Below are 23413 nucleotides of genomic sequence, written 5' to 3'. Positions count from 1 at the left end.
CAATGGAGAGTAGAATTTAACTGCAAGGTGTGGGGGGGGCGCCCGCGAGTGCCGTTCACGCATGCCTCAATATAGGTTGCGATAGATGAGTAATGGAGGGTCGCATGATTCCGGTTCAGATGGAGCTGCCGATCGCGCCGCTGCGGCATCCTGACCCTGGCGGCACAGGGGTGAGCATCCAGGACCGCTTCGAGATGTTCCATCAGCTCAACCCGTGGATCCTGGAGCAGCTGGAGGCACTGACGGCCGACTGTGCGGAGCGCGGGCTTCGCCGCATCGGCATCGGGATGCTGTTCGAGGTCTTGCGCTGGCAGTACGGGCGGGCTACGCGCGGCGAGCCGTTCAAGCTGAACAACGACTTCCGCTCCCGCTATGTCCGCCTCCTGCTCGACCGGCATCCCGAGTGGTCCGCCCTGTTCGAGACCAGGGAACTCCGCACACCTTGAAATAGGTCCCGATCTAAACAACCTTTTGGAGGAGTGCGTGAACCACCTGACACCCAAGCTGCGGACCCGCAAGCCCACCGGCGTCATCCCCTGGCCGACGATCCTGATCGAAGGCGAGGAGAAGAGCGGCAAGAGCCATGAAGCGGCGGCGTTCACCGGCTGTGAGCTGACCGGGCAGGCGTACTGGCTGGAGCTCGGCGAGGACACCGCCGACGAGTATGCGAACGTGCCCGGAGCCGACTACCTGCTAATCGACCACAACGGCACCTACCGCGACATCCTCGGCCAGGTCGAGGCCGTTCACGCGGAGGCCAAGCGCGCGGCCGCGGCGAAGGAGAAGCCGGTCGTTCTGGTCATCGACTCGGGCTCGATGCTGTGGCGGATGCTCGTGAACTGGACCAACGAGCGGGCACGGCGCTCCAGGACAGGGCAGAAGGCCCTGCGGCAGGACCCAGACGCCGAGGTCAAGCCGTCGATGAACCTGTGGAACGACGCGGCCGAGCGGTGGCAGCGGGTGATGTACCTGGTGCGCACGATGCCCGGCATCGTGATCTTGCTGGCGCGTGGCAAGGAGGTCGCGGCCGTCGACGGCAACGGTGACCCGATCCCGCGCACGAAGGACTGGCGGGTGGAGGCGCACAAGTCGCTGGCGTTCGATGCGACGGTGTGGGTGCGCATGCGCCGCGCGGAGCCGCCGCAGATCGTCGGTGCACGCTCGCTGAAGTTCCAGGTGCCGCGCGGCGGGCAGCCCAAGCCGATGCCGGACTTCTCCCTTGAGAAGCTCGTGTTCGGCCTGATGGGCTGCTCGATCCACAACCAGCCCAAGCCGACTCCGGAGCTGACGGGCGATCTGGCGCAGGCGTGGATACCGAAGGTCCAAGAGGCCGCCGAGGAAGGCGTGGAGGACCTCAAGAAGCTGTGGCGGGACGTCGAGGCGGATGAGGACCTGAGCCGGGACGAGGTGTTGGTGGTGCGCTCGGCGATCGAGCGTGTGGCGGCCGAGTTGAAGAACCCCCGGAAGTTCAGCGATCCCACCAGCGATGACGTGGCCCGCCTGCGCTCTGCTGCGGCCGAGCAGCAGGACCAGGACGCCGAGGGCGCCTTCGCTGAGCAGCCCGGCGGCGAGTTCGCCGCCTGACCCGCTCCCCCTTTTTTCCTCTTCCTTCTTTCTGCGCTGCCGGGGCCCACCGTGCGATGGGCCGGGCTCCGGCGGCGTGCCCTTCTTGGAGTTTGCTGTGACCGCCACGAAGACCAGCGCGCCCGCAACCATGTCGATCTGGGACGCCGCTCATGCCGCTGACTCCCGGCGTCCCCGCTCGGTACAGACCCAGCTCGGGGCGTCGGACACCATCTGCTCACGCAGGGCCGGATACATCCTGGCCGGCGCGGAGCGTACGAACGCCGGAGACAAGAGGGCCGCGATCCTCGGAACGTACATCCACCAAGGGCTGCTCGAGGACGCACGCCGTGAGTACGGCTGGCTGGTGGAGCGCACTGTCGCGGACGCGACGCTGCGCGGGCACGTCGACGTCGTCCAGCTCGACGCTGCGACAGCCGCGCGCCTGCCGAAACGGCACCGCCCCGTGCACCCAGCCGAGGTGGTCACGGTGGAGGACGTGAAGACCAAGTCCTCCCGCATCTGGGACCGGGTGGTGCGCTACGGGCCGACGGCCGCGGAGATGCGTCAAGTCCTTCTGTACGCGGATCTGTTGCGCACGGTCGGCTTCGCGGACATGCCCGGCCAGCGGTACCTGCACCGCCTGGGCCCCATCGACGTGCAGCGGATCCGGTTCCGGTTCGTGTGCCGTGACACGGGCGAGGAGCACATTCAGGAGTTCGCGTTCGACGAGTGGCTGGCCGCAGAGGCGCGCTGGTGGGTGGACCGAGTACTGGAAGCCGAGACACCCGAGCAGCTGCGCCGCGATCACGACGGCCCCGGCCTGTCGGCCATCTGCAACAACTGCCCGTTCGTGAACGCATGCTGGGCAGGCGCGGCGCCGGGACAGCCCGCACAGACGGTCCTCGTCCACGACGACGCGGACCGCGCCAAGGCCCTGGCCGACTACGTGCGCGCGCACGAGCGGTACCGGGAGGCCAAGCGGGTCAAGGAGCTGGCGCGCGCGATGCTGGACGACTCCCCCGCAGGCGACTACGGCGAGAACCACCTCGGGTGGAGCGGCGGCAACGACAAGAAGGAGACCGACGTTGCCGCGATGGTCGAGCAGTTCGAGGACGCTGAGCTGGTCGTGCCGATGATCCCGGATACCCAGGCCATGGTGGCGATCCTTCGGCGCGCGGGGATGGTCGTTCCCCGGCGCAAGGCAGCCGGGCAGAAGACGGCGCGCACCATCAACGTCAGTCGCGCCCGATCAAGGCCGTGACAGCCCTCCTGACGGCCTGTTAGCCCCTCCCGCTCCCCTTTCCCTCTTCTTGCTGCTGTTTGCTGCTTGCACTGCCTTGGAGGCATCCTCCGTGACCATCCTGCGCCGCCACCTCAGCAACGGGTTCACCGTGCTGCCGACGGCCACCCTCGAAGATTCCCGCCTGAGCTTCAGGGCGCGGGGAATCCTAGCCTTCCTGATCGCTAAGCCGGATGACTGGCAGGTGCGGGCCGAGTCCATCGCCAAGGTGGGCAAGGAAGGCCGGGACGCGGTGCAGGGTGCTTTGCGGGAGTTGCGCAACTGCGGCTACTACCGGGTGATCACCGAGCGGTTGAGCGACGGAAAGCTGGTCCGGATCACGGAGGTGTACGACACGGCCCAGGAGTGGGCTGCTGAGGAGTACGCGCGCCAGGTGGTCAGGCGGGTCGAGCGCAGGCTGAAGGCCGAGGCCGAGCAGGCTCCACAGGCTGTGGAAGACGGAGCCGAACAGCCCGAAGACGGGTTTTCAGGCGTCGGTTCACCAGGCGCCGGTGCACCCGCCGCCGGTTCTTCAGGCTTTCTAGTTAGTAACCACACCAATTACCCACAGCAGAACCCCCCTTCCCCCGCAGCTGCCGCTGTAGGGGCACCCACGGACGCGCCCGACTCGGCAGATGAAGGAAGCGAAGGCGCTCCCCGTTCAGGTCAGCCTGGGCATGGCGGGTGCCCGGCCCATCCGGAGCGGCCGGGCCGTCGTTGCCGAGCCTGCGGCACGAGCCCGCGCAAGCAGCGGGAAGCTCAGCAGCAGGCCAAGGAGGATGAGCGTGTGGCGTCTCGGCGCGCGGCGAACGAGCGCGTGCTGAACTCGGTGCGGCGACAGCCAGACCCTCAGGGCCTGTCTCCGGTGGCGCGTCAGCGTCTGGAGCAGATCAGGCAGACGAACGCTTCCGGCAAGGAGGATCGTGAACGCGACGCGTCAATATAGGTCGCATCTTCCCCTTCGGCCAAGTCACCTCAACCAAGCGTGAGCATGTAGAATTTAGTTACACAGGATGATCAACCCCCTCGCCCAGCCCGCCTCATCTCCGCCGGACCGCCACTTCGAATTGACAGAAGAGTGCGATCTCGATTTTTAATAGGTCGCGATGTTAATTCAGATCGGATGCTCATGCTCGACATCACCTCGACAGTTGCCGCCCTGCGCGATGCGTACGGCCCGGAAGAACTGGCCGCGCGTGCCGCCTACGCCGACCTGCACGCCGCGCTCGAATCAGCCGGGCTCCACCCCCTACGTCGAGACCCGCGGCGGGCTGGCCGTATGCGCCTGCGCCGCAGACGGCTCACTGATCGTGGTGGCCGGGCAGGACACCTTGCCGCTGCGGCGGCCATCCCTCAAGGGCTGGCACGTCAGCCACGTCCCCGAGGACTCGCACAACCCCTCGTGGCGGTGCACCGTCCTCGACACGCTCCCGCCCGAAGGGGACAGCGGTTCCACCGGGGACCTCAGCCTCGCCACTGTCGCTGACGCCGTGACAGCTCACCTCGACGCCTGCACCCGCATAGCCGGGGCGGCGGCATGAGGCTGACCGACGATGACCGGCAGATGGCCGTGCGGGACTTCTTCATGCCTGCGCAGCTGCTGGAGTTCGCCGACCTTCCCGACGGGGCGGCCCGCATCGCCTGGGGCGAGGGCCAGTTCGCGCGCCGCAAGGGACACACGGCCGTCCGCCGCCTAGAGGGCGAGCCCGACGCTGGATCGATGTGCACATGGACGCGCGCTCCGGGCGGCTTCCGGTACGAGATCGACACCCGTCGAGGTGTTCGCGCCGGCGAGTTCACCTGGCGCGAGGTGCACCAGGTCATCGAGTCCCGCCTGACCGCCGTCCGCTACGGCGCTCTGCGCAAGGCGGTCGAGGAGCACGCCAGGCACGAGGAGGCCTACACGCCCTGCCCGGGGCCGTACGCCGATCCGGCGGCGTGGGACCGGGGCTTCTACCGGGACTGGTCGCGCGGGAGTTCGGCTCTCCAGCTCAAGGCGGCGGCCGCTCTGGACGCGATCCTGCCCGCCGCCGTCGCCCACCCCGCCCTGTTCTGAATCCCCTTCTACGGCAAGGAAGCAAGCTCTCGTGATCACTTCGACTGCCTCGACCGCTTGGACCGAGCTCGCCCCTTGTGCGGGCGTCGACGGCTATCTGCCCGACGGCTCGCTGCTGCGCCAGCTGCGTCAACTCCTGGACGCCTGCGCGCCGTTGATGGAGGCGTGCACGTCGTGTCCGTTCATCGCGCGCTGCTATGACCGCGTCCGTCCGGCGTCCAGTCAGTTCGACGGGGTGTGCGCGGCGCGGATTTGGGTCAACGGCAAGGTGGTGGCGAGTGCCCAGGGCGCGGAGGCGTTGCCGAAGCTGCCCTCGCAGGCCGGGACGTGCGGGACGAGCAGTGGAGTGAAGGGGCACCGGCGGCTCGGGGAGCCGCTGTGCGGCGAGTGCCGGGTGACGGCCCAGCGTGCCGATGTCCGCCGCGCGGGGGCTGCGAGCATCCGCAAGCGCGCCACGCGGGGAAGAGCTCTGGCGGTCGCAGCATGAGCGGTCGCCCGCAGCGCCTGCTGCTCGAAGCGGGGCTGCGGGCTGGCCAGTTGGTGAGCGTGCCGGGGTTTGCGGGGTTTGACACCCCCCCCAGAGCAGAGTAGAATTTAGTTATGAGCGGTGAGGGAAACACACCGCCGTACCACCGAAAGGAACGCACCCCATGCACGCGCCACTGGCCGATCCGCTCGCCGTCCTCCAGGTCGCCACGGAGCACAACATCACCGAGGAGCAGGCTGCGACCGCCATCGAGTGGGCGGCACATCTCACGGTGCACGCGTGGGACGCCTACGCCGAGCTGCTCGGCGCGGAGAAGAAGGACGGCCGCACGATGGAGGCGTGGTTCCACTCCTTGCCTGCCGCAACGCGGGCCGCCGTGCTCGACGATGCGGTCACCGCGGTGATCGGCGCCGACAACGCGCTGGCAGATGTGTACCGCCAGCGCGACCGGCGAGCCCGCGTCATACGCACCAACCGGCGCCGCGTGCGCATCCACTGATCCAGGAACACCCCGGCCCGTCTCGTACCGAGGCGGGCCGCGCCATGCCCACACCCCAACTTCAAGCAAGGGAGCACCTGATGGGTGCAATCGACTTCTTCGTCACGGCCACGGGATCCGACCTCAGCGCCGCCTTCTCCGCCGCACGCGAGGAAGCGGCGCGGGAGTACGGGAGCGGCGCCTACAGCGGCAGCGTCGCCGCGAAGGACGAGGTCGTCCTGCTCGACGAACCTCGACGCTCCGAAGGGGACGCGATGGCTCGCGCCGACGAACTGCTGATCGGCGATCACCCGCAGATCGGCAGCACATGGGGACCGGCCGGGGCACTGCCGATCGTAGCCAACGGCAGCGGCGAGGACGGCTGGTTGATCTTCGGGTTGGCCGCCTACTGAACAGCCCTTCGGCTGTGCTCACTTCACGGTGCGCACAGCCCGGCCCGCACCTCTTGGAACATGTCGGAAGGAACCGCACGACCGTGCACGACAACATCAGCAACAGCGAGGACGACGGGCGGGAGGCCCGCTCACTCCACAGCCTCTTCGGCCATGTCATGGCATCCGTGGGCAGCACGGCGGATGCCGCCACCGTCGCCGTCCATATGCCCCACCTGTGGTCCGTCACCCTCCCGGAAGTGCGGCAGCACCTGCTGCTCGTCGCTGCGTGGGAAGCCCGCACCGCCACGGCGGCCGACGTCGATTCCGCAACGCCTGCGGGCCAGTACGCATGGGCCTTCATCCAGTACGCGTCCGCGTGGGCCGAGCAGCACCCGGATGGGGATGCGGCTGCGTTCTGCGCCGGATGGCACCCGGCGCGTCATGCCACGTCTTCCCTTGCCTTCGACCGCGACGACTTCCTGGTGCCCCTTGAGACGGCTCTGCTGCTGTGCTCCTACGCGGCAGCACCGGAGGAGCCGTGAGGCCCGACCGTCATGTGTGGTTGCGCGGCCACGACAGCCAGCCGGTGCGCGATACACACGGCGCGGCGATCAGTTTCCGCATCACCGCATCCCAAGTCCTGGCCGACCACGGCACGTGGCATCAGCTGCGCACCGCGCACCCGACAGCGCAGGACATCTTCGGTGGCTGGCACACCGGCCTGACGCTCATCCCCGTCCCGTTTCCTGAACTCGCGGAAGGAACCCAGCAGTGACCATCACGATCACCCACACCCGCAGCAACGGCACCCTCATCCACGGAACCAGCAAGGACGACGGCCCCTCAGCCGTTCTGCGCACCCGCGACTACCCGTCCGGCTACATCAACTTGGCCCGCTTCTCCCGCAATCTGGGCTGCTGGTATCTCCCGCACAGCCGTGACAAGCAGGCACCGAAAGGCATGCTGGAGGCGCTCACCGAACGGCTGCGCACTGCGGGCTTCGAGGTGACGGTGTCCATCGACGAGGACACCCGCCGCCCCTTCGCGGAGGCGGAGGCGGAACGGGTCGAGCGCGCCGAGGCGCGGGCCGAGCGGTTCGAGGAGCGGGCCGGTCGGGCCGCTGCCCGCTCCAGCCAGCGGCGGGCGAGCGCGCACCGGCTGGCCGCATCGATCCCCTTCGGGCAGCCCATACTCATGGGCCATCATTCGGAGCGGCGTGCGCGTCGCGACCAGGAGCGCATCCACAGCGACATGGGCACGTCGATCACTGAGGATGAGCGTGCGGGGTACTGGGCGGGAAGGGCTGCGGCCGCCGAGAGTTACGAGAAGTTCCGCAAGGACCCGCGCCGCACGCTGCGGCGCCTGGAGACGCTGCGTGCGGATCTGCGCCGAGTGGAGCGGTGGCAGAAGGGCGAGTCAGCCGCAGGGTTCACCCGCGACATCGGCAACCCGGAGACCGTGGCGGAGCTGCAGCGGCGGCACGAGGAGCTGACGGAAGAGATCGGCTTCTGGGAAGAGATCATCGCGAAGGCCGAGGCCGACGGCTTCAAGGTCTGGGGGCCGGCGGACTTCTCCAAGGGGGACTTCGCGCGGATCCACGGGCGCTGGTTCCAGGTGCTGAGGGTGAATCCGAAGTCGGTGACCGTGCCGAGCATCCTCAACGTGCACTCCAAGGTCGTCACCCAAGAGAACTCCTCCTTCGGCGACATGACCCACACCGTCCGCTACGACAAGGTCTTCGGGCGTCTGGACGCGGAGCGGATGGCGCAGCTGCTGGAGACGCCGAGCGCCGAGTAGTCCCCCTTGTGGGCTGGGGCTTCGCAGTTGCCCCAGCCCCAAAGAAGAGTAGAATTTAGTTCACAAGCGAGGGGGGTGACGCCCCACCTCGCCACCTTCCCCATCCACAACGAGAACGGCCCCCGCATGCGCGCCACCCTCATACCGGACGCCAGCGGCGTCAGCCCTCACCTCAGCGGCCTTCAGCCCACGCCCCGCAATCTCGCCTCCGCCGTACGCGCGCTGGCCCGCATCGACGAGCTCGGCTGGGTGCCGCTGGGCGGATACCCGGGCAGCGACGTGCTCTGGCCGGTGCACTGCCTGGTCTGTGACGACTGGGACGGAGACCGCTTCTACAGCCACCTGCGGCGCAACCGCCCCGCGTTCCGGCACCCCGGATGCATCGCCAGGAGCGAGCACGCCGCGGTCCTGGCCAAGCTCGCCGGGCGCGCGCAGCAGACGTGCCGCTGCCTGGTCTCGCACCCCACCTCCGAGAAGGAGGTCGCCACCACGCTGGCCGTGATTGCCGAGGCCCAACTCCAGCTCGATTACGCGCGGATGCTCACGGAGATCGACCGGCTCCTGGGGGCGTGCCCCGCGACCGGCGTGCGGGCCGAAGCCCTCACGGCACACCTGGAGACGGTGAAGCAGGAGAAGCAGGGGGTGGCCTGACGTGACCGGATGGATGCGCGGCATGTGGCGGATCACCCTCTGGCACCCCGAGCACGACAGCGGCACGTACACCTATCTCGTACCGCACTGGCAGGCGCGCACCGAAGTGGCCGCCCGCGCGATTGCGGCAGACCGGCATACCGACCGGGCCTCGGTGGCGAGCGATCCGGCGTGCGCACTGGAGATGGTGGTCGGTGAGGTCGCCTTCCGCCCGGCCGTGCGCTCCCGGGAGCGGGCGGTGGCTTGGGTGGCGCTCGTGAAGCACGACGCGATCAGCGAAGACGGCTGGGTCCGCCCGGCCAGTGGCCATCGGCATGAGCGTGATGATCTCTGGCGCCAGGAGGTCCGCGCCACGCATCAGCGGTACCGCGAGCAGGTCATCGGGTTCGGGAATTCCATCGCCGACATCATGACCTCCGCCGAAGCAGACATGGCCTGGGACCTGGAGCCCTACCCCGACACCTACGGGCGCATCCGCTGGGACGACGTGCGCACCGATGTCCACCGAGCCGCGCAGTCCCACATCTGGCACACGCCGTTCGGCGCCGTGTGGATCCTCCACGCCTGAGCCGCCCCCTTCTTCGCCTCCACCATCACGGCCCGCCCGCTCCTGCCGGGCGGGCCGCCGCATGCCCACACCCCGACCGAAAGGTCCGCCGTGCCCCAGCAGCTCGATCTGTTCGCCGATCTGGCCCCCGACCCCGCACCGGTCCCCGACACCTTCGCCGCAGCGCCACGACGAAACACCGCACCCCCAACGTCGAAAGCACAGAAGGCTTCTGCGGCTCCCCCGCCACAGGCCCGGCGGACAGGACGCCCGCGGCCGGTGAGCGATCCGCACCGGCGCGCATCGGAGATCGGCGAAGCCGTGGCCGGCCGGTGGCACAACCGCCATGGCGGCACCGACATCGAAGTTCCGATCGGCGTGGTCGCCGCCCTGTGCCTGGTGCGGGAGAAGGACCCGGACGGCCCGGACCTCAAGTCGCAGATCCTCGCCCAGGACGGCCCGCAGCTGATCGCGATGCTCCGCGAGATCTGGTCGATGCACTGGATGCACCGCCCCGACCTGATCGAGCGCGCCCGAATCCTGCACGAGTGGCTGAACGAGGATGTCGACGAGCACCGCCTGCACGCGGTGCATGCCGTTGCCGAAACCGCCCTCAAGCGCGGCCTGTTCGACCTGACCGCACACGAGGACCCGTTCCTGCGCTCGGCAACGGACGTCTTGTCGCCGGTGATGATGTGCCTGCGCTCCCACGGGGCGCGACAGGGGCTCGGTGAGTACCACACCCCGCCAGCGGTCGCCGAGGCCATCGGCGAGGCGATGGGCCTGGAGTCCATCGCCGACATCGGCCTCGATGCAGTAGGGGTGAAGGCGGGCCAGCATATTCACGATCCGTGCTCTGGCAGTGGGGGCCTGCTGAGGGCGGCCGCGCAGCACATGCGCGAAATCGGCCTTGATCCCGCCGAAGTCCAGTGGTCGATGGTGGACATCGATCCGATAGCCGCCGCCTGCGCGGCAGTCAACGCGATCGTCTGGGCGTTCGGGCCTCGCGTGACCGTGGCGTGCGCGGATGCGCTGGCGAACCCGAACGCCGTCGAGGATGCGATGCGGGAGGCGCGCGCCGTCTTCGAGCACCGCGACGAAGTGCTCGGCCGGGCACGGATCATCGCCGCCATCCGCCAGGCGCACGACCTCATGGACACGGCCCTCGCAGACGCCGCTTAGCACCCCCCCTTCTGACCTGGGCAAACGGACTTGCCCCCACCTCACTTGAGAGTAGAATTTATTTATTGGTTGAGATGAGACCCCCACCGGCAAGACCCCTCCCGCCCGCAGGCAGCACAGCAGTTGCTCTCTTCAGCGAAGGACACCCCATGGACACCACCGCACCGCACCCGGACGCCGTCGACCAGGAAGACCAGGAGCCGGTCAGGCTCTCCTCGGCCGACCTGCACCAGCTCGGCAACTCCCTGGCCGCCGAGCTCGACGACTGGGAAGCCACCACCGACTACGTCCCGAACGGGAGCGAGGGCCTGCACCTCGCCGGCCCGGACGGCCGGGCCATCGGACTGCGGCTGCTGTTCGACGGCCGGGCGCTCCAGACGTTCGCCATCGGCGGCGCCCCGCCCGCCACGACGGCCACCGAGACGGTGGCCACCCCGCTGGCCGAGGGCGTGCGCTACAGCACCGGCGTCACCTTCACCCACGAGCAGAGCCCGCTGGAGGCGGCCTTGACGGCCATCCGCACCGTGCTACTCCCCGCCTTCGACGGCCACCGCGCGGCCCTCACCTCACGCGGGCGCTGCCGGGGGAAGGACTCCGCCGCCACGCCCGAGCAGGCCCCCACCCCCGCCGAGCCCGCCACCGCGCCTCCGAAGGCGCGCACCCTCAAGAGCACCGCCAAGGCCAAGACGGCCCCCAAGTCCGGCGCCCGGAAGGCCCCCGCGAAGCCGAAGGACACCAAATCACCGCGCCGCGCCAGCAAGAAGTCCGTCACCTCCCGCGACTGACTCCGCAACCGTTTCAAGGAGCATGATGACTGCCACCAAGTCCACCGAGCCCGATGTCACGCAATCCGCTGTCGGCATCGAAGGGTTCGCCGGAGCCTTCGCCTGGATCGACCCGCGCACGCTGGTCATCGATCCCTACAACCACCGCAAGTCGCCTACAGCATCCGCCGACAGCGACCGTGGGCCGGAGGACGGCGAGGAGGCCGAGCCCGGTCCGGACGTGGTGGACACGACCGTGCCGGATGCGGAACTGATCGCGTCAGTGGAAGAGATCGGCGTGCAGACTCCGCTGCTGCTGCGCCCGCAGGAGGACGGCGTGACGCTCGGTGTGATCTTCGGTCAGCGCCGCTGCAAGGCCGCTGTACTCGCCGCGGAGAAGGCAATCTCCAAGGGTCGCCCGTTCCGCATGGTTCCGGCGATCATCCGCACCGACCTGGCGGGCGTGGACGACGACGCGCTGACGCTCAGCCTGATCGAGAACAAGCACCGCACGGCGGCTTCCGCACGCGATGACCTCGCGGCTGTCCGCCAACTCTCCCTGATGAACATCAGCAAGACCCGCAAGGCGAAGCACACACGCGCCCTGGGGCTCACAGCGAAGCAGGTGAAGGCGGCCGAAAAGGCCGATCAGCTCAGCGACCCCGTCCTGGATCGCGCCCTGACCTATGACTTCGACTTCGTCGAGATGGCCGATCTCCACGAAGTCGAAGAACTCGAGTACGCCATCGACTGGCTACGTCACGCCAAGCGGCGCGACATCGAGGAGGGCAGCGGGCAACGCGGCCACTGGGCACACGAAATGCAGGAGCTGCGCGCCCGCAAGGCCGACCGCGCGGCACGCACGAAACTCCGCGAGGAACTGAAGGCGGCCGGCGTGCCCTTGGTGGACTACTGCTGGGACTGGACGCGCACTCCCGCTCGCCCGCTCACCGATCTGGTGACGGCCGATGGCACCGCCCTGGACGCGGAGGAGCATGCCACCTGCCCCGGGCATGCGGCTTTCCTTGACCGGGATGAGCCGGTGACGGTGTGGGTGTGCCAGGACTGGAAGAAATGCGGGCACCAGCTCAGCCCAAAGGCGCCGAAGGACGCCAGGGAGAACAAGAGCCGGGAGCAGGAGAAGGAGGAGCGTCGCACAGTCATCGCCAACAACAAGGCGTGGCGGGCGGCGAGGCCGGTGCGGCACGAGTTCCTGGCCAGGCTCTGCACGAAGAAGGGACACGCTTCCTCTGCGACCTGGTCGATGACCCTGTCGACGCTGACCGGCACCATGTACCTGTTCGAGCACTTCATCGAGACGCACGACACGGAACTGATGGCCTCGTTCCTGCGGGTTCCGGACCCGAACGCGCAGCGCAGCAGCAAGTGGAACCGGGTCAAGGCCCCCTTCGCCGATGTGATCGCGGCGACTCCGGCAGCCCGGCGCTGGCAGATTCTGCTCGCGCTGACCTGCGCCGCCTACGAGCAGCAGGCAATGGGCGACAGCGCCTGGCGCGGAGAGCCCAGCACCGAGACCACCGAGTGGCTGGCCTTCTTGAAGACGGAGGGCTACGCCCTTTCCGACATCGAAGCCGAGACCCTGGCGAGGGGCGAGGAGCAGGCAAAGCAGCGTGCGGAGGCGCTGGCTGCGCAGGGGGACGAACGCGCGCAGGACGAGGAAGCCGAACCCGTTGCCGCCTGACCATCTCACCCCAGGAATGCCCATGATCACTTTCACCGTCCGTCCACGCCGCAACAGTGCCTCCGAACTGCGCCGCCAAGGCGCACTCGGTGCGTACAGCCGCCGCGAGCAGCACGGGGAGCGCACGTGAACTTGGCTGAGTACGCCGACTCGTTGGCCGACGCGATCGAGCTCAACACGATGCAGCTGCGCCAGCTGCATCGGGAACGGGCCCGCGCCCTGGCCGATGGCGCTCCGGTCGCCGCAGCCGAGTACGCCGAGCGCATTGAGGACCTGGCAGCCGACCACCACTATCTGCGCCGCAAGCTCGACGAGCTGCGCCGCTACACCTAACCACCCTTCTGACCTTCATGTTTCGGGTTTGACGCCTCCTCGATAGAGAGTAGAGTTTAGCTACCGCTTGGAGGGGGCGTCACCCCGCACAACCCACCGAACGGACCACTCCCCATGACCGCCAGCCCCGACCGCGCCGACCGCATCACAGCCATCACAGCCCGCCTGACCGCCGCTAACCTGCCACCCCTCGAACTCCACCGCTCCCACTGGACCGAGAACGGTGCGCTCGTCGACGCCGACGACCCCGAAGCCGTCCACACCCCCCTCGAACTCCTCGAACCCAGTGGCGCCCGCGTCGCCGAAGTCTTGTGCAACCACGCCCCCGACGACGAGGAGCCCGCCCAGGCTCTCGCCGCCGCCATCACCGCCGCCGAACTCCTCGTACACGCCCCGGCCGACCTTGCCTTCCTCCTCGGCCTCGAACAGCCAGACCAGCCGACGCCCCGCACCTACGGCGCATCCGTCTCCGGGAAGCCTCACCTCGTCACCGTCACCACCTGGCCGACCGACCCGAACCAACTAGTCCTCACCCTCTGCGGGCGGCTCGCACTGCGAGAGATCCCCGAGCCCGCCCCCGAACACCTCTGCGGCAGCTGCCGACGGCTACTCGGCCACGACCTTCGGCAGCGATCCGCCGACCACCGGCACCACCAACGCCACCTCGAACCGGTGCGCCGCCAACTCGCAGCCGAAACCCTCCGTCACCAGCAGGCCCACCTCCCGCCCGACGCCGACGCTCCGAACGGCCAGGCCATGCCTCACGACAACCACGCCGAGCAGAACGCCCTCGTCCAGGGACTGCTTCTCGCCCTCGCGATCACCCTCGGCAAGCCCGGCGACCTCAACGCCGCCCAGCGGTACGCCGCAGCCCGCAAGCACACGGAACAGCGAACATCTATGCCGCCACAACCCGTGAGGCGAGGCCACTGATGGCCGCCCCGCATCCCGAGCGCGGCTTCATCGTGTCGATCCCCATCACGAACACGGTCCCCGCCGCCGACTTCCAAGAGCAAGACGCCTTCGCCCTGCCCAAAGCGCCCGATGACCACCTGATCGCCCAATCCAGCCAGGCCCACCCCACCGTGAGCACGCGCCTGACGATCCACGCCTTGGGCAGAACGGCGCCGCTGACCGTGCATCCCGAAGAACTGCTGCTCCCCCTTCGGATGCTGCGCACCTTCGAGCTGACCTGTCAGCTCTGCGCGGCACGCACGCACCGGGTTCTCGACCTCGTACTCCACGGCACCCCGCAGGCATGGGTCTGCGGCTCCTGCGCCTAGCCCCCGCTCACCCAAGAGCGCACCAGCACCACCCGAACCAGGAAACTTAGATCGTGACCTATAAGAGCGAGCGCGTGATCACCGTCGGCACCGCCCGCATCCTCATCCGCACCAGCCACCACACCACCCTCGCACTCAGCGTCAACAAGCAAGGCACCATCATCGTCCGCGGCCCGCACACGACCACCGACACTGACGCCACGACCCTCGTCGAACGCCGCCGCTCATGGATCTACCAGCGACTCACCCACCTCGCTGCAACCACCCCAGACGACCCGACCAAGCAACTCACCACCGACACATCCTTCGACATCCTCGGCCACCCGCACCGGCTGCACATCGTCCCCGACTGCGAGCAGAACCCCCCTCTCCACCTTCACCGAGGCAGCTCACCCGAGAGGCGGCTCCACCTCCAGGAGAGCACCGCCCGCGAACCGGACAAAGCCCGACGAGCCATCATCAACCTCTACACCAGCGTCGGCCGGAAATGGCTCGAAAACGATCTATCCCAGGTCTCCGTAAGTACCTCGAACAGGCCCTTAACCGGCACCTTCTCCAGCCTCATGCGCCCCACTCGCGGCCTCACCCCAGCCCCTCACCCCCACCTAACCGACGAACCCCAACTGCCCCAGCTGCAGCACCCTCCCCGACACACTGCACCCCGATCGCTGCGGCATCGCCCACTGCGCCCACACCGGCCTTCAGCGCAACACCTGCCACCCCAAAAGCACCTGCAACACCACCTGGACCGGCCAGTTCCCCGGCCAATCCGAATGCATGACCTACGGCTTCTACTGTCGCCCCGCCCCCGACGGCTACGAACCCTGCACCGCCGACACCCCCGGCGCCATGCACGACTTCAACCGCCTCTACCGCGAATGCCACCGGGGCCCAGCAACCCAGCCCATGACCCTGCCCTCCGATCCGCACCACCTCAAGGACACACACCACCCGTGACCACAACGCGAGCCCCCCGAGCCAACGCCCAACGCCCCGGCCTCGGCACCAACTGGCAAGCGATCTGGACCGTCACCTACTACGAAGCAGCCGACGACGGAACCGGCCGGGCACCCGATGCCCGCTGTTGGACCACCGAGCTCGAAGCACACCCCCTGACCTCGAACCGATACATCGGTCATCAGGTGTGGCTGTACATCAACCGCGAACGCCCCGACATCCCCGAAGTCGACCTTCACAGTCCCAACATTCGACTCCAGGGCTACACCGCCGGCGAACCCGACGAGGTCGGCAACCTGCCACGAATACACGGAGTGCGCTGCACACGATGCGGCTCCCCCGACGTCAAATTCACCGCGCGCGCCTGGGCCAACTGCCGAACCTGCGGCAAGGGCCAGCTGCAAAGCGAGGCCGCACTGTGCTCCTCACACTGTGAGGAGTGCTCCCCTTAGGAGACGCATCGCCCCACGGGCCACGCCCTGGGGCGACAACGCCATCAGGGCATCCACGCCACCGCGAAAGCATCACCCCCGACGCCCAAGTGACACGATGGCACCGCCACCGAGACGGGACGGAACAACAAATGACCGAGCTCGAAACCCTGCGCGAAGCCATCCGCGCGGAACTTGACAGCCTCTGGAGCGACCTCAACGCGGCTCGCGACGCCGCCCTTCGCGACCGCTGGTCCATGCGCTGCGACTTCCTCACCGAGCGCATCAAGAGACTGACCGCGCTCGTCGGCCCGACCCCGTGGCGCGATGTCGAACTCTCACTGCTCGAAGATGGCGTCTACCAGCGTGTGCATGCCGAGCTAGGGGTGGAGGCACCCGTCGACATGGCGGCAGTGGCGCAGGCCCGCGCAAGGCTCGATCAGGACCGCGCGCAGCTCCGGTAACGACATGAGAGCAGCAGGAGTTTCCGCAAGCCGCCACGAACCCGGACCGGTAGTCAGTTGATTGCCGAGCAGCCGGTCACCTGGGGTCTTGAAGAGACACGTCAGCCGAGAGCCCCAGAGCCCCACTCAGAGGACACCGCGGGGGACCATCGGGGGACAGAACGCTAACGACAGCCAAGGAAAGCTACGGCAGGACCAGGCAAGAACTCCGTTCCGCTACAGCTCTCCGCCTGCACCGCAAGGCCTCTGACCTGCAGCGATTCAGCCCTGACCTGGGCGGACCCCAGTTCCCTCACTTGGTCGGGAAACAGAAGCCACCATCTCTGAAGTTCGGTTGTCCGGACAGTTCGGTTGTCAGGACAGTTCAGTTGTCAGGACAGTTCAGTTGTCGGGACAGTTCTGCTGTCCGGACAAGCTCATGGCCGCTCACGGTCCGCGCACCCCCTGCTTCCGCGGCCTTCCAGTCCTCCGGAAGGGTGGCGCCCGCCGCGGCGCCCTGTGCGCCGCCGCACCTGCGGGAGCTCCACCCCCTAGACCGGACCCCATGGTTGCGCAGCATTTCTCCCGTCGCTCGTTCACCCTTTCCGCCGCGGCCCTGGCCGCAGTCGGAGCGGAGCAGTCCGCCCTCCTTCCGTCCGCTTCGGCGGCCGAGCAGAAACGTTCCGCAGCGGCCTTTTCCCCACTCCGTGACGCACACAAGGACGTGGCGCGCGCCCTGCTCCTCCTGGACAGGAACGATCAGCCTCTCCTCCCGCTCTACCGGAGCGTCCTGCTGGGGCAGGGGCTGCCGCGCACCGGCAAGCGCCCCAAGAAGGTGCTGGTCGTCGGGGCCGGAGTGGCCGGGCTGAGCGCCGCCGCCCTGCTCAGGCAGGCAGGCCATGAGGTCACCGTGCTGGAAGCCAACGGCAACCGGGCCGGCGGACGGATCAAGACGTTCCGCACCGGCGGCCACGAGAAGGCCCGGCAGCCGTTCGCCGATCCGAGGCAGTACGCCGAGGCCGGCGCCATGCGCATCCCTGACAGCCACCCGCTGGTCAGCGGACTCATCGACCGACTCGGTCTCGAACGCCGCCGTTTCTACCTCGTCGACGTGGACCACAACTCCCAGCCGGCGGCCCGCACCTGGCTGTACGTCAACGGCGTCCGCGTGCGGCGCTCCGACTACCTCAAGAACCCCCGTGCGGTGAACCGGTCCTTCGGGGTCCCGCGGCGCTTGTGGGCCGTCCCCTCCGCGCAGATCCTCAGCGAGGCCCTGGAGCCGGTCCGCGACGAGTTCTCCGACAAGGGCCCCGACGGGCTGCGCGTCGACAAACCCCTGCCCGAGTGCCTGGCAGGCTGGACCCGCGTGATCGAACGGTTCGGGGAGTGGTCGATGTACCGCTTCCTGTCCGAGCACGCGCGCCTGGACCCGCACACGATCGACCTGCTCGGCACCCTGGAGAACCTCACCTCCCGCCTGCCGCTCGCCTTCCTGCACAGCTTCATGGGCTCGGCGCTCATCCAGCCGCGCACCCGCTTCTACGAAATCAACGGCGGCACCGCACTGTTGGCCGACGCCCTGCTGGACCGGGTGAAGGACGCGGTCCGCCTCAACCGCCGTGTCACCCGCATCGCCCACGGCGAGGAGGCCCCCGCGGGCAAGGGCGTGTGGGTCGACACGGTCTCCGAGCACGGCCACGGGCCGGTGAAGCGCGAGGAGTTCACCGCCGACACCGCAATCGTCACCGTGCCGTTCTCGGGGCTGCGCCAGCTGCCCGTCTCCCCGCGCATGTCGTACGGGAAGCGGCGTGCGATCACCGAGATGCACTACGACGCCGCCACCAAGGTCCTGTTGGAGTTCTCCCGCCGCTGGTGGGAGTGGACCGAAGCGGAGTGGAAGCGCGAACTCGACGGCTTCCGTCCCGGGCTCTACGACGCCTACCGCACCGGCAAGGCTCCCACCGACGGCTCTCTGCTGGGCGCCCACCCCTCCGTGCCCGACGGCTGGCTCGACGGCGACCAGCGCGCCCAGTACGCGGCCCGCCGCTCCGCCCTGCGCGATCAGCCCGAGGCGACCGCGGCGATCGGTGGCGGCTCGGTCTCCGACAACTCCAACCGGTTCGTTTTCCACCCCTCCCACCCCGTCCCCGGAAGCCCGGGCGGAGTCATCCTCGCCTCCTACAGCTGGGCCGACGACGCCCTGCGCTGGGACTGCCTCGACGACAACGCCCGCTACCCGCACGCCCTGCGCGGCCTGCAGGACATCTACGGCCAGCGCATCGAGGTCTTCTACACGGGCGCGGGCCGCACCCAGAGCTGGATGCGCGACCCCTACGCCTACGGCGAGGCTTCCGTCCTCCTGCCCGGCCAGCACACCGAGCTCCTCCCCCACCTCACCGCCCCCGAAGGCCCCCTCCACTTCGCAGGCGACCACACCTCGCTCAAACCGGCCTGGATCGAAGGCGCCCTCGAATCCGCCGTACGCGCCGCCCTCGAAGTCCACCAGGCCTGACTCCGAAGTCCGGTTGTCCGGACAGTTCAGTTGTCCGGACAAACCATTGACAGGAGGGGCGGGGCGTCGCGAGGGTGGGGCCATGCGCATCGGACTGATCGGAACGGGCCGCATCGGCACCTTTCACTCGGCGGCGCTGAGCCGTCATCCCGAGGTGACGTCGCTGGTCGTCGCCGACGCGGACGCGGGGCGGGCGGCCGAGCTCGCGACGCGGACCGGGGCGACGGCGGCCGCGTCGGTGGACGACGTGTTCACCGCCGGCGTCGACGCCGTGGTGGTCACGGCGGCGACCTCGGCGCACGCCCAGCTCATCGGCAGGGCGGCGCGGGCCGGGCTCCCGGTGTTCTGCGAGAAGCCCATCGCGCTCGACCTGCCGGGCACGCTGGCCGCGCTCGCCGAGGTCGAGGCCGCGGGCACGGTGCTCCAGCTCGGCTTCCAGCGGCGCTTCGACGCGGGGTACGCGGCGGCGCGCGAGGCGGTCCGCGCGGGCAGCCTCGGGCGGCTGCACACCGTCCGCGCGACGACCTCGGACCCGGCGCCGCCCCCGGCGGCCTATCTGCCGCTCTCCGGCGGGCTCTACCGCGACTGCCTGGTCCACGACTTCGACATCCTGCGCTGGGTGACGGGGCGCGAGGTCACCGAGGTGTACGCGACCGGGTCCGACGCGGGGCCCGCGATGTTCCGCGAGGCGGACGACGTCGACACGGCGGCGGCCCTGCTCACCCTCGACGACGGCACGCTCGCCACGGCCACCGCGACGCGCTGCAACGGCGCCGGTTACGACGTCCGCATGGAACTGGCCGGTGAGCGCGACCAGTTGGCGGTCGGCATGGACGAGCGCACGCCCCTCACCTCGGTGGAACCGGCGGGCCCGCCCGCACCGGCCAAGCCCTGGTCCGGCTTCCTGGAGCGCTTCGCCCCCGCGTACGAGGCGGAGCTCGCCGCCTTCGTCGACGTCGTACGCGGGGAACGGGCCAACCCTTGCGACGGCCGCGAGGCGCTGCACGCGCTGCGGATCGCGGAGGCGTGCGAGCGCTCGCGCAGGGAGCGGCGTCCTGTGGCGTTGTCGGAGATCGCCGGGGGCTGAGGCCGCGCCCCGTGGTTCAGGTCGCGGCGGTTCAGGTCACGGCGATGCAGACCGCGGCGGTTCAGGTCGCGAGCACCGCGCCCTGCGCCACCGCGCACAGCGTCTCCGTTCCGTCATCGCCGACGGTCGACAACTCGCAGCGCACCACGGCCTGTCGGCGGCCCGTGTGGGCGACGACGGCGCGGGCGACGAGCTTGGCGCCGGTCGCAGGACGGACGTACTGGATGGAGAAGCCCGAGGTCAGCACGGCGGGCCCGAGGGTCGTTCCGGCGGCGAACGTGATGCTGTTGTCGGCGGCGTAGGCGAGCACGCCGCCGTGCAGGAAGCCGTTCTGCTGCTGGAGTTCCTCGCGGATGCCGATCTCCAGCGTGGCCGCGCCCTCGCCGAAGCGCGTGATGCGCGCCCGGACGAGACGGCTGAACGGCTGGGCGTCCAGGACCTTCTGGGCCATGGCGAGGTCGATGGGGTCGGCCGGCGGATCGGCGGCCCCGGACCCGGCGGCTTCGGACTCGGGCCCGGCGGGCAGCGGTTCGGACGCTGAAGGATCAGCCGTCGAGGGACCAGTCGTCCAGGAATCGGCCGTCGAGGGATCGGCCGTCGAGGGACCAGTCGTCCAGGGATCGGCCGTCGAGGGATCGTTCGTCCAGGGATCGGTCATGGACGACTTCTACCACCGGACGGGTCCTCCTCGTCCAGCAGTCCCGCATCGTGCGCCAACAGCGCGATCTGCACACGGTTGTTGAGGTCCAGCTTGGTCAGGATCCGGGAGACGTGGGCCTTCACCGTCGCCACGCTCAGGAACAGCTGCGCGGCGACGTCCGCGTTCGAACCGCCCCGGCCCACCGCGACGGCGACCTCGCGCTCCCGCTCCCCCAGCGCGTCGAGCCGGTCCAAGGCGCGGCGCTTCCTGTCCAGTTGGGGGTCGGCGCCGGTCACCTGGGTGATCAGCTGCTGGGTCACCGCGGGCGAGAGCACCGGCTCCCCCGCGGCCACCGCGCGCACCGCCGCGACGATCTCGGCGGGCGCGGTGTCCTTGAGGACGAAGCCCGCCGCGCCCGCGCGCAGGGCCCGCAGCACCTGCTCGTCGGCGTGGAAGGTGGTGAGCACGATGACTTCGGGGGCGTCGGGGCGCTTGCGCAGCGCCTCCGTGGCGGCGAGGCCGTCCATCGTGGGCATGCGGATGTCCATCAGGATGACGTCGGGGCGGAGTTCACCGACCAGCGGAGCCACCTCGGTGCCGTCGCCCGCCTCGCCCACGATCTCGATGTCGTCCGCGCCGCCGAGCATGAAGGAGAGCCCGGCGCGCACCAGCGGGTCGTCGTCGACGAGCAGCAGCTTGATCGGTTTCATGACGCCCACGGTAGCCAGGCCTCCAGGTGGAATCCGCCGTCGGGCCCTGCCCGGTGGTCGAACCTGCCGCCCGCGAGCGAGGCCCGCTCGGCGAGCCCGATCAGGCCCTGCCCCGAGCCGGGCACCTTCGGTACGTCGCCGGGCGGCGCGGGGTTGCGCACGGACAGGGTCAGGCCCTCGCCGGGCGCGCCCGTGACGGTGACCGTCACCTCGGCGCCGGGGGCGTGTTTGCGGGCGTTGGTCAGGCCTTCCTGCGCGATGCGGTAGGCGGTGCGGCCGAGGGCGGCGGGCACGGCTTCGGGGTCGGTGACGCGGTTGTCGAGGACGACCTTCATGCCCGCCTCGCGGGACTCGGAGACCAGGGTGTCCAGCGCGGCGAGCGTGGGCTGCGGGCGGTCCTGGGCGTCCGCGTCGCCGCCGCGCAGGACGCCGATCACCTGGCGCAGGTCCTGCAGGGCTTCGTGCGCGCTCTCCCTGATGACACCGGCAGCGCGGGCGACCTCCTCGCGGGGTGCGTCCGGGCGGAACTCCAGGGCGCCGGCGTGGACGCTGAGCAGGGTGAGGCGGTGGGCGAGGACGTCGTGCATCTCGCGGGCGATGTCCTCGCGGGCCAGGCGCTGGGCCTGTTCGGCGCGCAGGGCGGCCTCGTTCTCGGCGCGCACGGCACGGTCGCGCAGGCTGAGCAGGAGCTCGCGGCGGGAGCGCACGAACATGCCCCAGCCGATGACCGCCCCGGTCAGCACCACGCCGAAGGCGATGGAGACCCCGTAGGGCATATCCGCGTCGGGGCGCAGCCAGTAGGTGAGCGGGATCACCGCGATCGAGATGCCGCCGATCCACGCGACGTACCGGAAGGGGCGGTGCACGGCGAGCGTGAAGAGGGCTACCGCCGCCGCGCCGCCCGCCGTGTCCGAGACGACCGCGACCGGCACCATCGCGACGGCGAGGCCGACCGGCCACCGTCTGCGCAGCCAGACCGCGGCGCAGGCGAGCGCGCCGACCACCTGGTCGAACTCCGCGAGACCCGGGGAGATGTGCGGGTTGTTGCCGACCGCGTCGGCGCCGATCATCCCGATGACGACGGCGGCGAAGAAGCAGGCGAAGTCGGAGATCCAGTCCCGTACGGTCCGCCGGGACTTGCGCCCGACGCGGCTCGGGTCGAACTCGCGGGCGATGGAGGAGGGCAGCGTCCACGGACTTCTGGCCAGGGGCCCCGGGCCGGACTGTGCCACGGGCCCGGGACCGGACTCGGCCGCGGGCTCGGGGCGGGGCGTGGACTCAGTGCCGCTCATGGTCGACAAATCTACGCACAGAAGCGGTCCCGGCCGCGCCCCGTCCATGATCGTCGACCAAAGTCGCGCAGGTCCACGACTTTCGGACCCGGCTCCATGAGGGATCCTCGCCCGGCGGCGGATGTCCGCGGGGAAGGCACGCGGCGAGGATCGCCTCATGAAGCGGCTTCTGGAATTTCTCGGTGTGGTCCTGCTGATCCAGGGCGCCGTCGGCCTGGTCCACCGGTTCACCGGTGAGCTGCGCGGCTGGGGCCTGGTGCAGCGCCTGAGCTTCCTCGACGGCTACGAGACGTACGCGAGCGTGGCGTTGATCGTGCTCGCGTGCGCGGTGTTCGCCGCCGTGGCGAGCCGGAAGGAAGGGTGACCGGGTCCGGCCCGCACGGCGGGGGCGGGTGGCTCAGCAGCCGTAGTCGACCAGGTCGAAGGACGCGTAATGGTCGGCGGTGTAGTAGTCCTCCTGGCTCTTCTCGCCGGTGACGATGCGGCGGGCGCCGCGGTCGTCCGAGCCCGGCGTGATCACCGTGTACTCGTGGTAGTAGCCGGAGCTCTGCTGCGGCAGCTCACCCTCGCGGTTCTGGAAGACGGTGCCGTCCTGCGGGAAGGGGTAGGGGCCGCCCTTCCCGATCAGGTCGAGGGTGTCGTGCGCCTGGGAGGGCAGCGCGGAGTAGCAGATGTCGCCGACGGCGGTGACGGAGTACGCGACGGGGGCGGCCGGCGCGGCGCTCGCGGTGGCCGCGACGGGGCCGCCGACGAGCAGGGCGGCGGCCAGGGCAGTGACGCTGAGAATTCGTGGGGGGATACGCATGGGTCCAGTGTGACGC

At 69.5% G+C, this 23413-nt stretch carries 30 protein-coding genes and 1 pseudogene; 27 read left to right on the top strand and 4 right to left on the bottom strand.

Features of this window, described 5'->3' with window-relative positions; all coding sequences use genetic code 11:
• Positions 1–104: 104 nt before the first annotated feature.
• The 26 genes and pseudogenes from AB0B50_RS40245 to AB0B50_RS40120 all read left to right on the top strand — a co-directional run bounded on the left by AB0B50_RS40245 (position 105) and on the right by AB0B50_RS40120 (position 19950).
• Entirely contained in the window at positions 105–446 is a 342-nt protein-coding gene (locus AB0B50_RS40245) for a hypothetical protein (protein WP_362341555.1), read from the top strand.
• A 37-nt stretch (positions 447–483) separates the two neighbouring features.
• The gene (locus AB0B50_RS40240) at positions 484–1584 is read left to right on the top strand and encodes an AAA family ATPase (protein ID WP_362341552.1); all 1101 of its coding nucleotides are present in this window, start codon (positions 484–486) and stop codon (positions 1582–1584) included.
• A 97-nt stretch (positions 1585–1681) separates the two neighbouring features.
• Positions 1682–2827, top strand: a complete 1146-nt coding sequence (locus tag AB0B50_RS40235) for a hypothetical protein (RefSeq protein WP_362341549.1) — start codon at positions 1682–1684, stop codon at positions 2825–2827.
• 91 nt (positions 2828–2918) lie between these two features.
• The gene (locus tag AB0B50_RS40230) at positions 2919–3791 is read left to right on the top strand and encodes a hypothetical protein (protein WP_362341546.1); all 873 of its coding nucleotides are present in this window, start codon (positions 2919–2921) and stop codon (positions 3789–3791) included.
• Positions 3792–4041: 250 nt separating this feature from the next.
• A complete protein-coding gene (locus tag AB0B50_RS40225) occupies positions 4042–4386 on the top strand; it encodes a hypothetical protein (protein ID WP_362341543.1) in 345 nt (114 codons plus the stop codon).
• A complete protein-coding gene (locus AB0B50_RS40220; protein ID WP_362341541.1) occupies positions 4383–4901 on the top strand; it encodes a hypothetical protein in 519 nt (172 codons plus the stop codon). Before AB0B50_RS40225 ends, AB0B50_RS40220 begins: the two co-directional genes overlap by 4 nt.
• A gap of 31 nt (positions 4902–4932) precedes the next feature.
• Positions 4933–5388 carry a hypothetical protein gene (locus AB0B50_RS40215; protein ID WP_362341538.1) on the top strand — a complete coding sequence of 152 codons (456 nt, stop codon included), beginning with the start codon at positions 4933–4935 and terminating at the stop codon, positions 5386–5388.
• Between the two features lie 163 nt (positions 5389–5551).
• A complete protein-coding gene (locus tag AB0B50_RS40210; protein ID WP_362341535.1) occupies positions 5552–5887 on the top strand; it encodes a hypothetical protein in 336 nt (111 codons plus the stop codon).
• Positions 5888–5967: 80 nt separating this feature from the next.
• Positions 5968–6279 (top strand): hypothetical protein, encoded by a 312-nt coding sequence (locus AB0B50_RS40205; protein ID WP_362341533.1) that lies wholly within the window; start codon positions 5968–5970, stop codon positions 6277–6279.
• An 83-nt stretch (positions 6280–6362) separates the two neighbouring features.
• Positions 6363–6803, top strand: coding sequence for a hypothetical protein (locus tag AB0B50_RS40200; protein ID WP_362341530.1), 441 nt, complete (start codon positions 6363–6365; stop codon positions 6801–6803).
• Positions 6800–7036 (top strand): hypothetical protein, encoded by a 237-nt coding sequence (locus AB0B50_RS40195; RefSeq protein ID WP_362341528.1) that lies wholly within the window; start codon positions 6800–6802, stop codon positions 7034–7036. Before AB0B50_RS40200 ends, AB0B50_RS40195 begins: the two co-directional genes overlap by 4 nt.
• Complete coding sequence (locus AB0B50_RS40190) at positions 7033–8058, top strand: DUF3560 domain-containing protein (protein ID WP_362341525.1); 1026 nt, start codon at positions 7033–7035, stop codon at positions 8056–8058. The genes AB0B50_RS40195 and AB0B50_RS40190 overlap by 4 nt, the downstream gene beginning before the upstream one ends.
• Before the next feature lie 75 nt (positions 8059–8133).
• Positions 8134–8709, top strand: a complete 576-nt coding sequence (locus AB0B50_RS40185; protein WP_362341522.1) for a hypothetical protein — start codon at positions 8134–8136, stop codon at positions 8707–8709.
• A 1-nt stretch (position 8710) separates the two neighbouring features.
• Positions 8711–9277, top strand: coding sequence for a hypothetical protein (locus tag AB0B50_RS40180; protein WP_362341519.1), 567 nt, complete (start codon positions 8711–8713; stop codon positions 9275–9277).
• Between the two features lie 258 nt (positions 9278–9535).
• Positions 9536–10438, top strand: a complete 903-nt coding sequence (locus AB0B50_RS40175; RefSeq protein ID WP_362341516.1) for an N-6 DNA methylase — start codon at positions 9536–9538, stop codon at positions 10436–10438.
• A gap of 149 nt (positions 10439–10587) precedes the next feature.
• Complete coding sequence (locus tag AB0B50_RS40170; RefSeq protein ID WP_362341512.1) at positions 10588–11223, top strand: hypothetical protein; 636 nt, start codon at positions 10588–10590, stop codon at positions 11221–11223.
• 25 nt (positions 11224–11248) lie between these two features.
• Positions 11249–12904 (top strand): ParB/RepB/Spo0J family partition protein, encoded by a 1656-nt coding sequence (locus AB0B50_RS40165; RefSeq protein WP_362341509.1) that lies wholly within the window; start codon positions 11249–11251, stop codon positions 12902–12904.
• Between the two features lie 126 nt (positions 12905–13030).
• Positions 13031–13237 (top strand): hypothetical protein, encoded by a 207-nt coding sequence (locus AB0B50_RS40160; protein ID WP_362341506.1) that lies wholly within the window; start codon positions 13031–13033, stop codon positions 13235–13237.
• Positions 13238–13351: 114 nt separating this feature from the next.
• Entirely contained in the window at positions 13352–14170 is an 819-nt protein-coding gene (locus tag AB0B50_RS40155) for a hypothetical protein (RefSeq protein ID WP_362341503.1), read from the top strand.
• Positions 14170–14520, top strand: coding sequence for a hypothetical protein (locus AB0B50_RS40150; RefSeq protein ID WP_362341500.1), 351 nt, complete (start codon positions 14170–14172; stop codon positions 14518–14520). The genes AB0B50_RS40155 and AB0B50_RS40150 overlap by 1 nt, the downstream gene beginning before the upstream one ends.
• Before the next feature lie 53 nt (positions 14521–14573).
• Positions 14574–15026: pseudogene (locus AB0B50_RS40145) on the top strand (YgjP-like metallopeptidase domain-containing protein); the annotation flags it as partial.
• 271 nt (positions 15027–15297) lie between these two features.
• On the top strand, positions 15298–15477 hold the full coding sequence (locus tag AB0B50_RS40140; protein ID WP_362341589.1) for a hypothetical protein: 180 nt from the start codon (positions 15298–15300) through the stop codon (positions 15475–15477).
• Positions 15474–15929, top strand: coding sequence for a hypothetical protein (locus AB0B50_RS40135; protein ID WP_362341587.1), 456 nt, complete (start codon positions 15474–15476; stop codon positions 15927–15929). The genes AB0B50_RS40140 and AB0B50_RS40135 overlap by 4 nt, the downstream gene beginning before the upstream one ends.
• A gap of 131 nt (positions 15930–16060) precedes the next feature.
• The gene (locus tag AB0B50_RS40130) at positions 16061–16372 is read left to right on the top strand and encodes a hypothetical protein (RefSeq protein ID WP_362341497.1); all 312 of its coding nucleotides are present in this window, start codon (positions 16061–16063) and stop codon (positions 16370–16372) included.
• Positions 16373–16916: 544 nt separating this feature from the next.
• Positions 16917–18863, top strand: a complete 1947-nt coding sequence (locus AB0B50_RS40125; protein ID WP_362341495.1) for an FAD-dependent oxidoreductase — start codon at positions 16917–16919, stop codon at positions 18861–18863.
• 82 nt (positions 18864–18945) lie between these two features.
• Entirely contained in the window at positions 18946–19950 is a 1005-nt protein-coding gene (locus AB0B50_RS40120) for a Gfo/Idh/MocA family oxidoreductase (RefSeq protein ID WP_362341492.1), read from the top strand.
• 61 nt (positions 19951–20011) lie between these two features.
• On the opposite strand, the gene AB0B50_RS40115 is transcribed toward AB0B50_RS40120, so the two are convergent.
• The 3 genes from AB0B50_RS40115 to AB0B50_RS40105 all read right to left on the bottom strand — a co-directional run bounded on the left by AB0B50_RS40115 (position 20012) and on the right by AB0B50_RS40105 (position 22592).
• Positions 20012–20401, bottom strand: a complete 390-nt coding sequence (locus AB0B50_RS40115; RefSeq protein ID WP_362341586.1) for a PaaI family thioesterase — start codon at positions 20399–20401, stop codon at positions 20012–20014.
• A 203-nt stretch (positions 20402–20604) separates the two neighbouring features.
• Positions 20605–21300 (bottom strand): response regulator transcription factor, encoded by a 696-nt coding sequence (locus AB0B50_RS40110; protein WP_362341489.1) that lies wholly within the window; start codon positions 21298–21300, stop codon positions 20605–20607.
• Entirely contained in the window at positions 21297–22592 is a 1296-nt protein-coding gene (locus AB0B50_RS40105) for a sensor histidine kinase (RefSeq protein WP_362341487.1), read from the bottom strand. The genes AB0B50_RS40110 and AB0B50_RS40105 overlap by 4 nt, the downstream gene beginning before the upstream one ends.
• Before the next feature lie 157 nt (positions 22593–22749).
• Between AB0B50_RS40105 and AB0B50_RS40100 the strand changes: the two genes are divergently transcribed.
• On the top strand, positions 22750–22956 hold the full coding sequence (locus tag AB0B50_RS40100; protein WP_362341484.1) for a hypothetical protein: 207 nt from the start codon (positions 22750–22752) through the stop codon (positions 22954–22956).
• 33 nt (positions 22957–22989) lie between these two features.
• On the opposite strand, the gene AB0B50_RS40095 is transcribed toward AB0B50_RS40100, so the two are convergent.
• Positions 22990–23397 (bottom strand): ribonuclease, encoded by a 408-nt coding sequence (locus AB0B50_RS40095; RefSeq protein WP_362341481.1) that lies wholly within the window; start codon positions 23395–23397, stop codon positions 22990–22992.
• Positions 23398–23413 lie beyond the last annotated feature (16 nt).

Origin of the sequence: Streptomyces sp. NPDC041068 (assembly GCF_040647455.1) — a bacterium.
In the GTDB taxonomy this organism is placed as follows: domain Bacteria; phylum Actinomycetota; class Actinomycetes; order Streptomycetales; family Streptomycetaceae; genus Streptomyces.
This window is presented reverse-complemented; position numbering and strand designations above follow the sequence as displayed.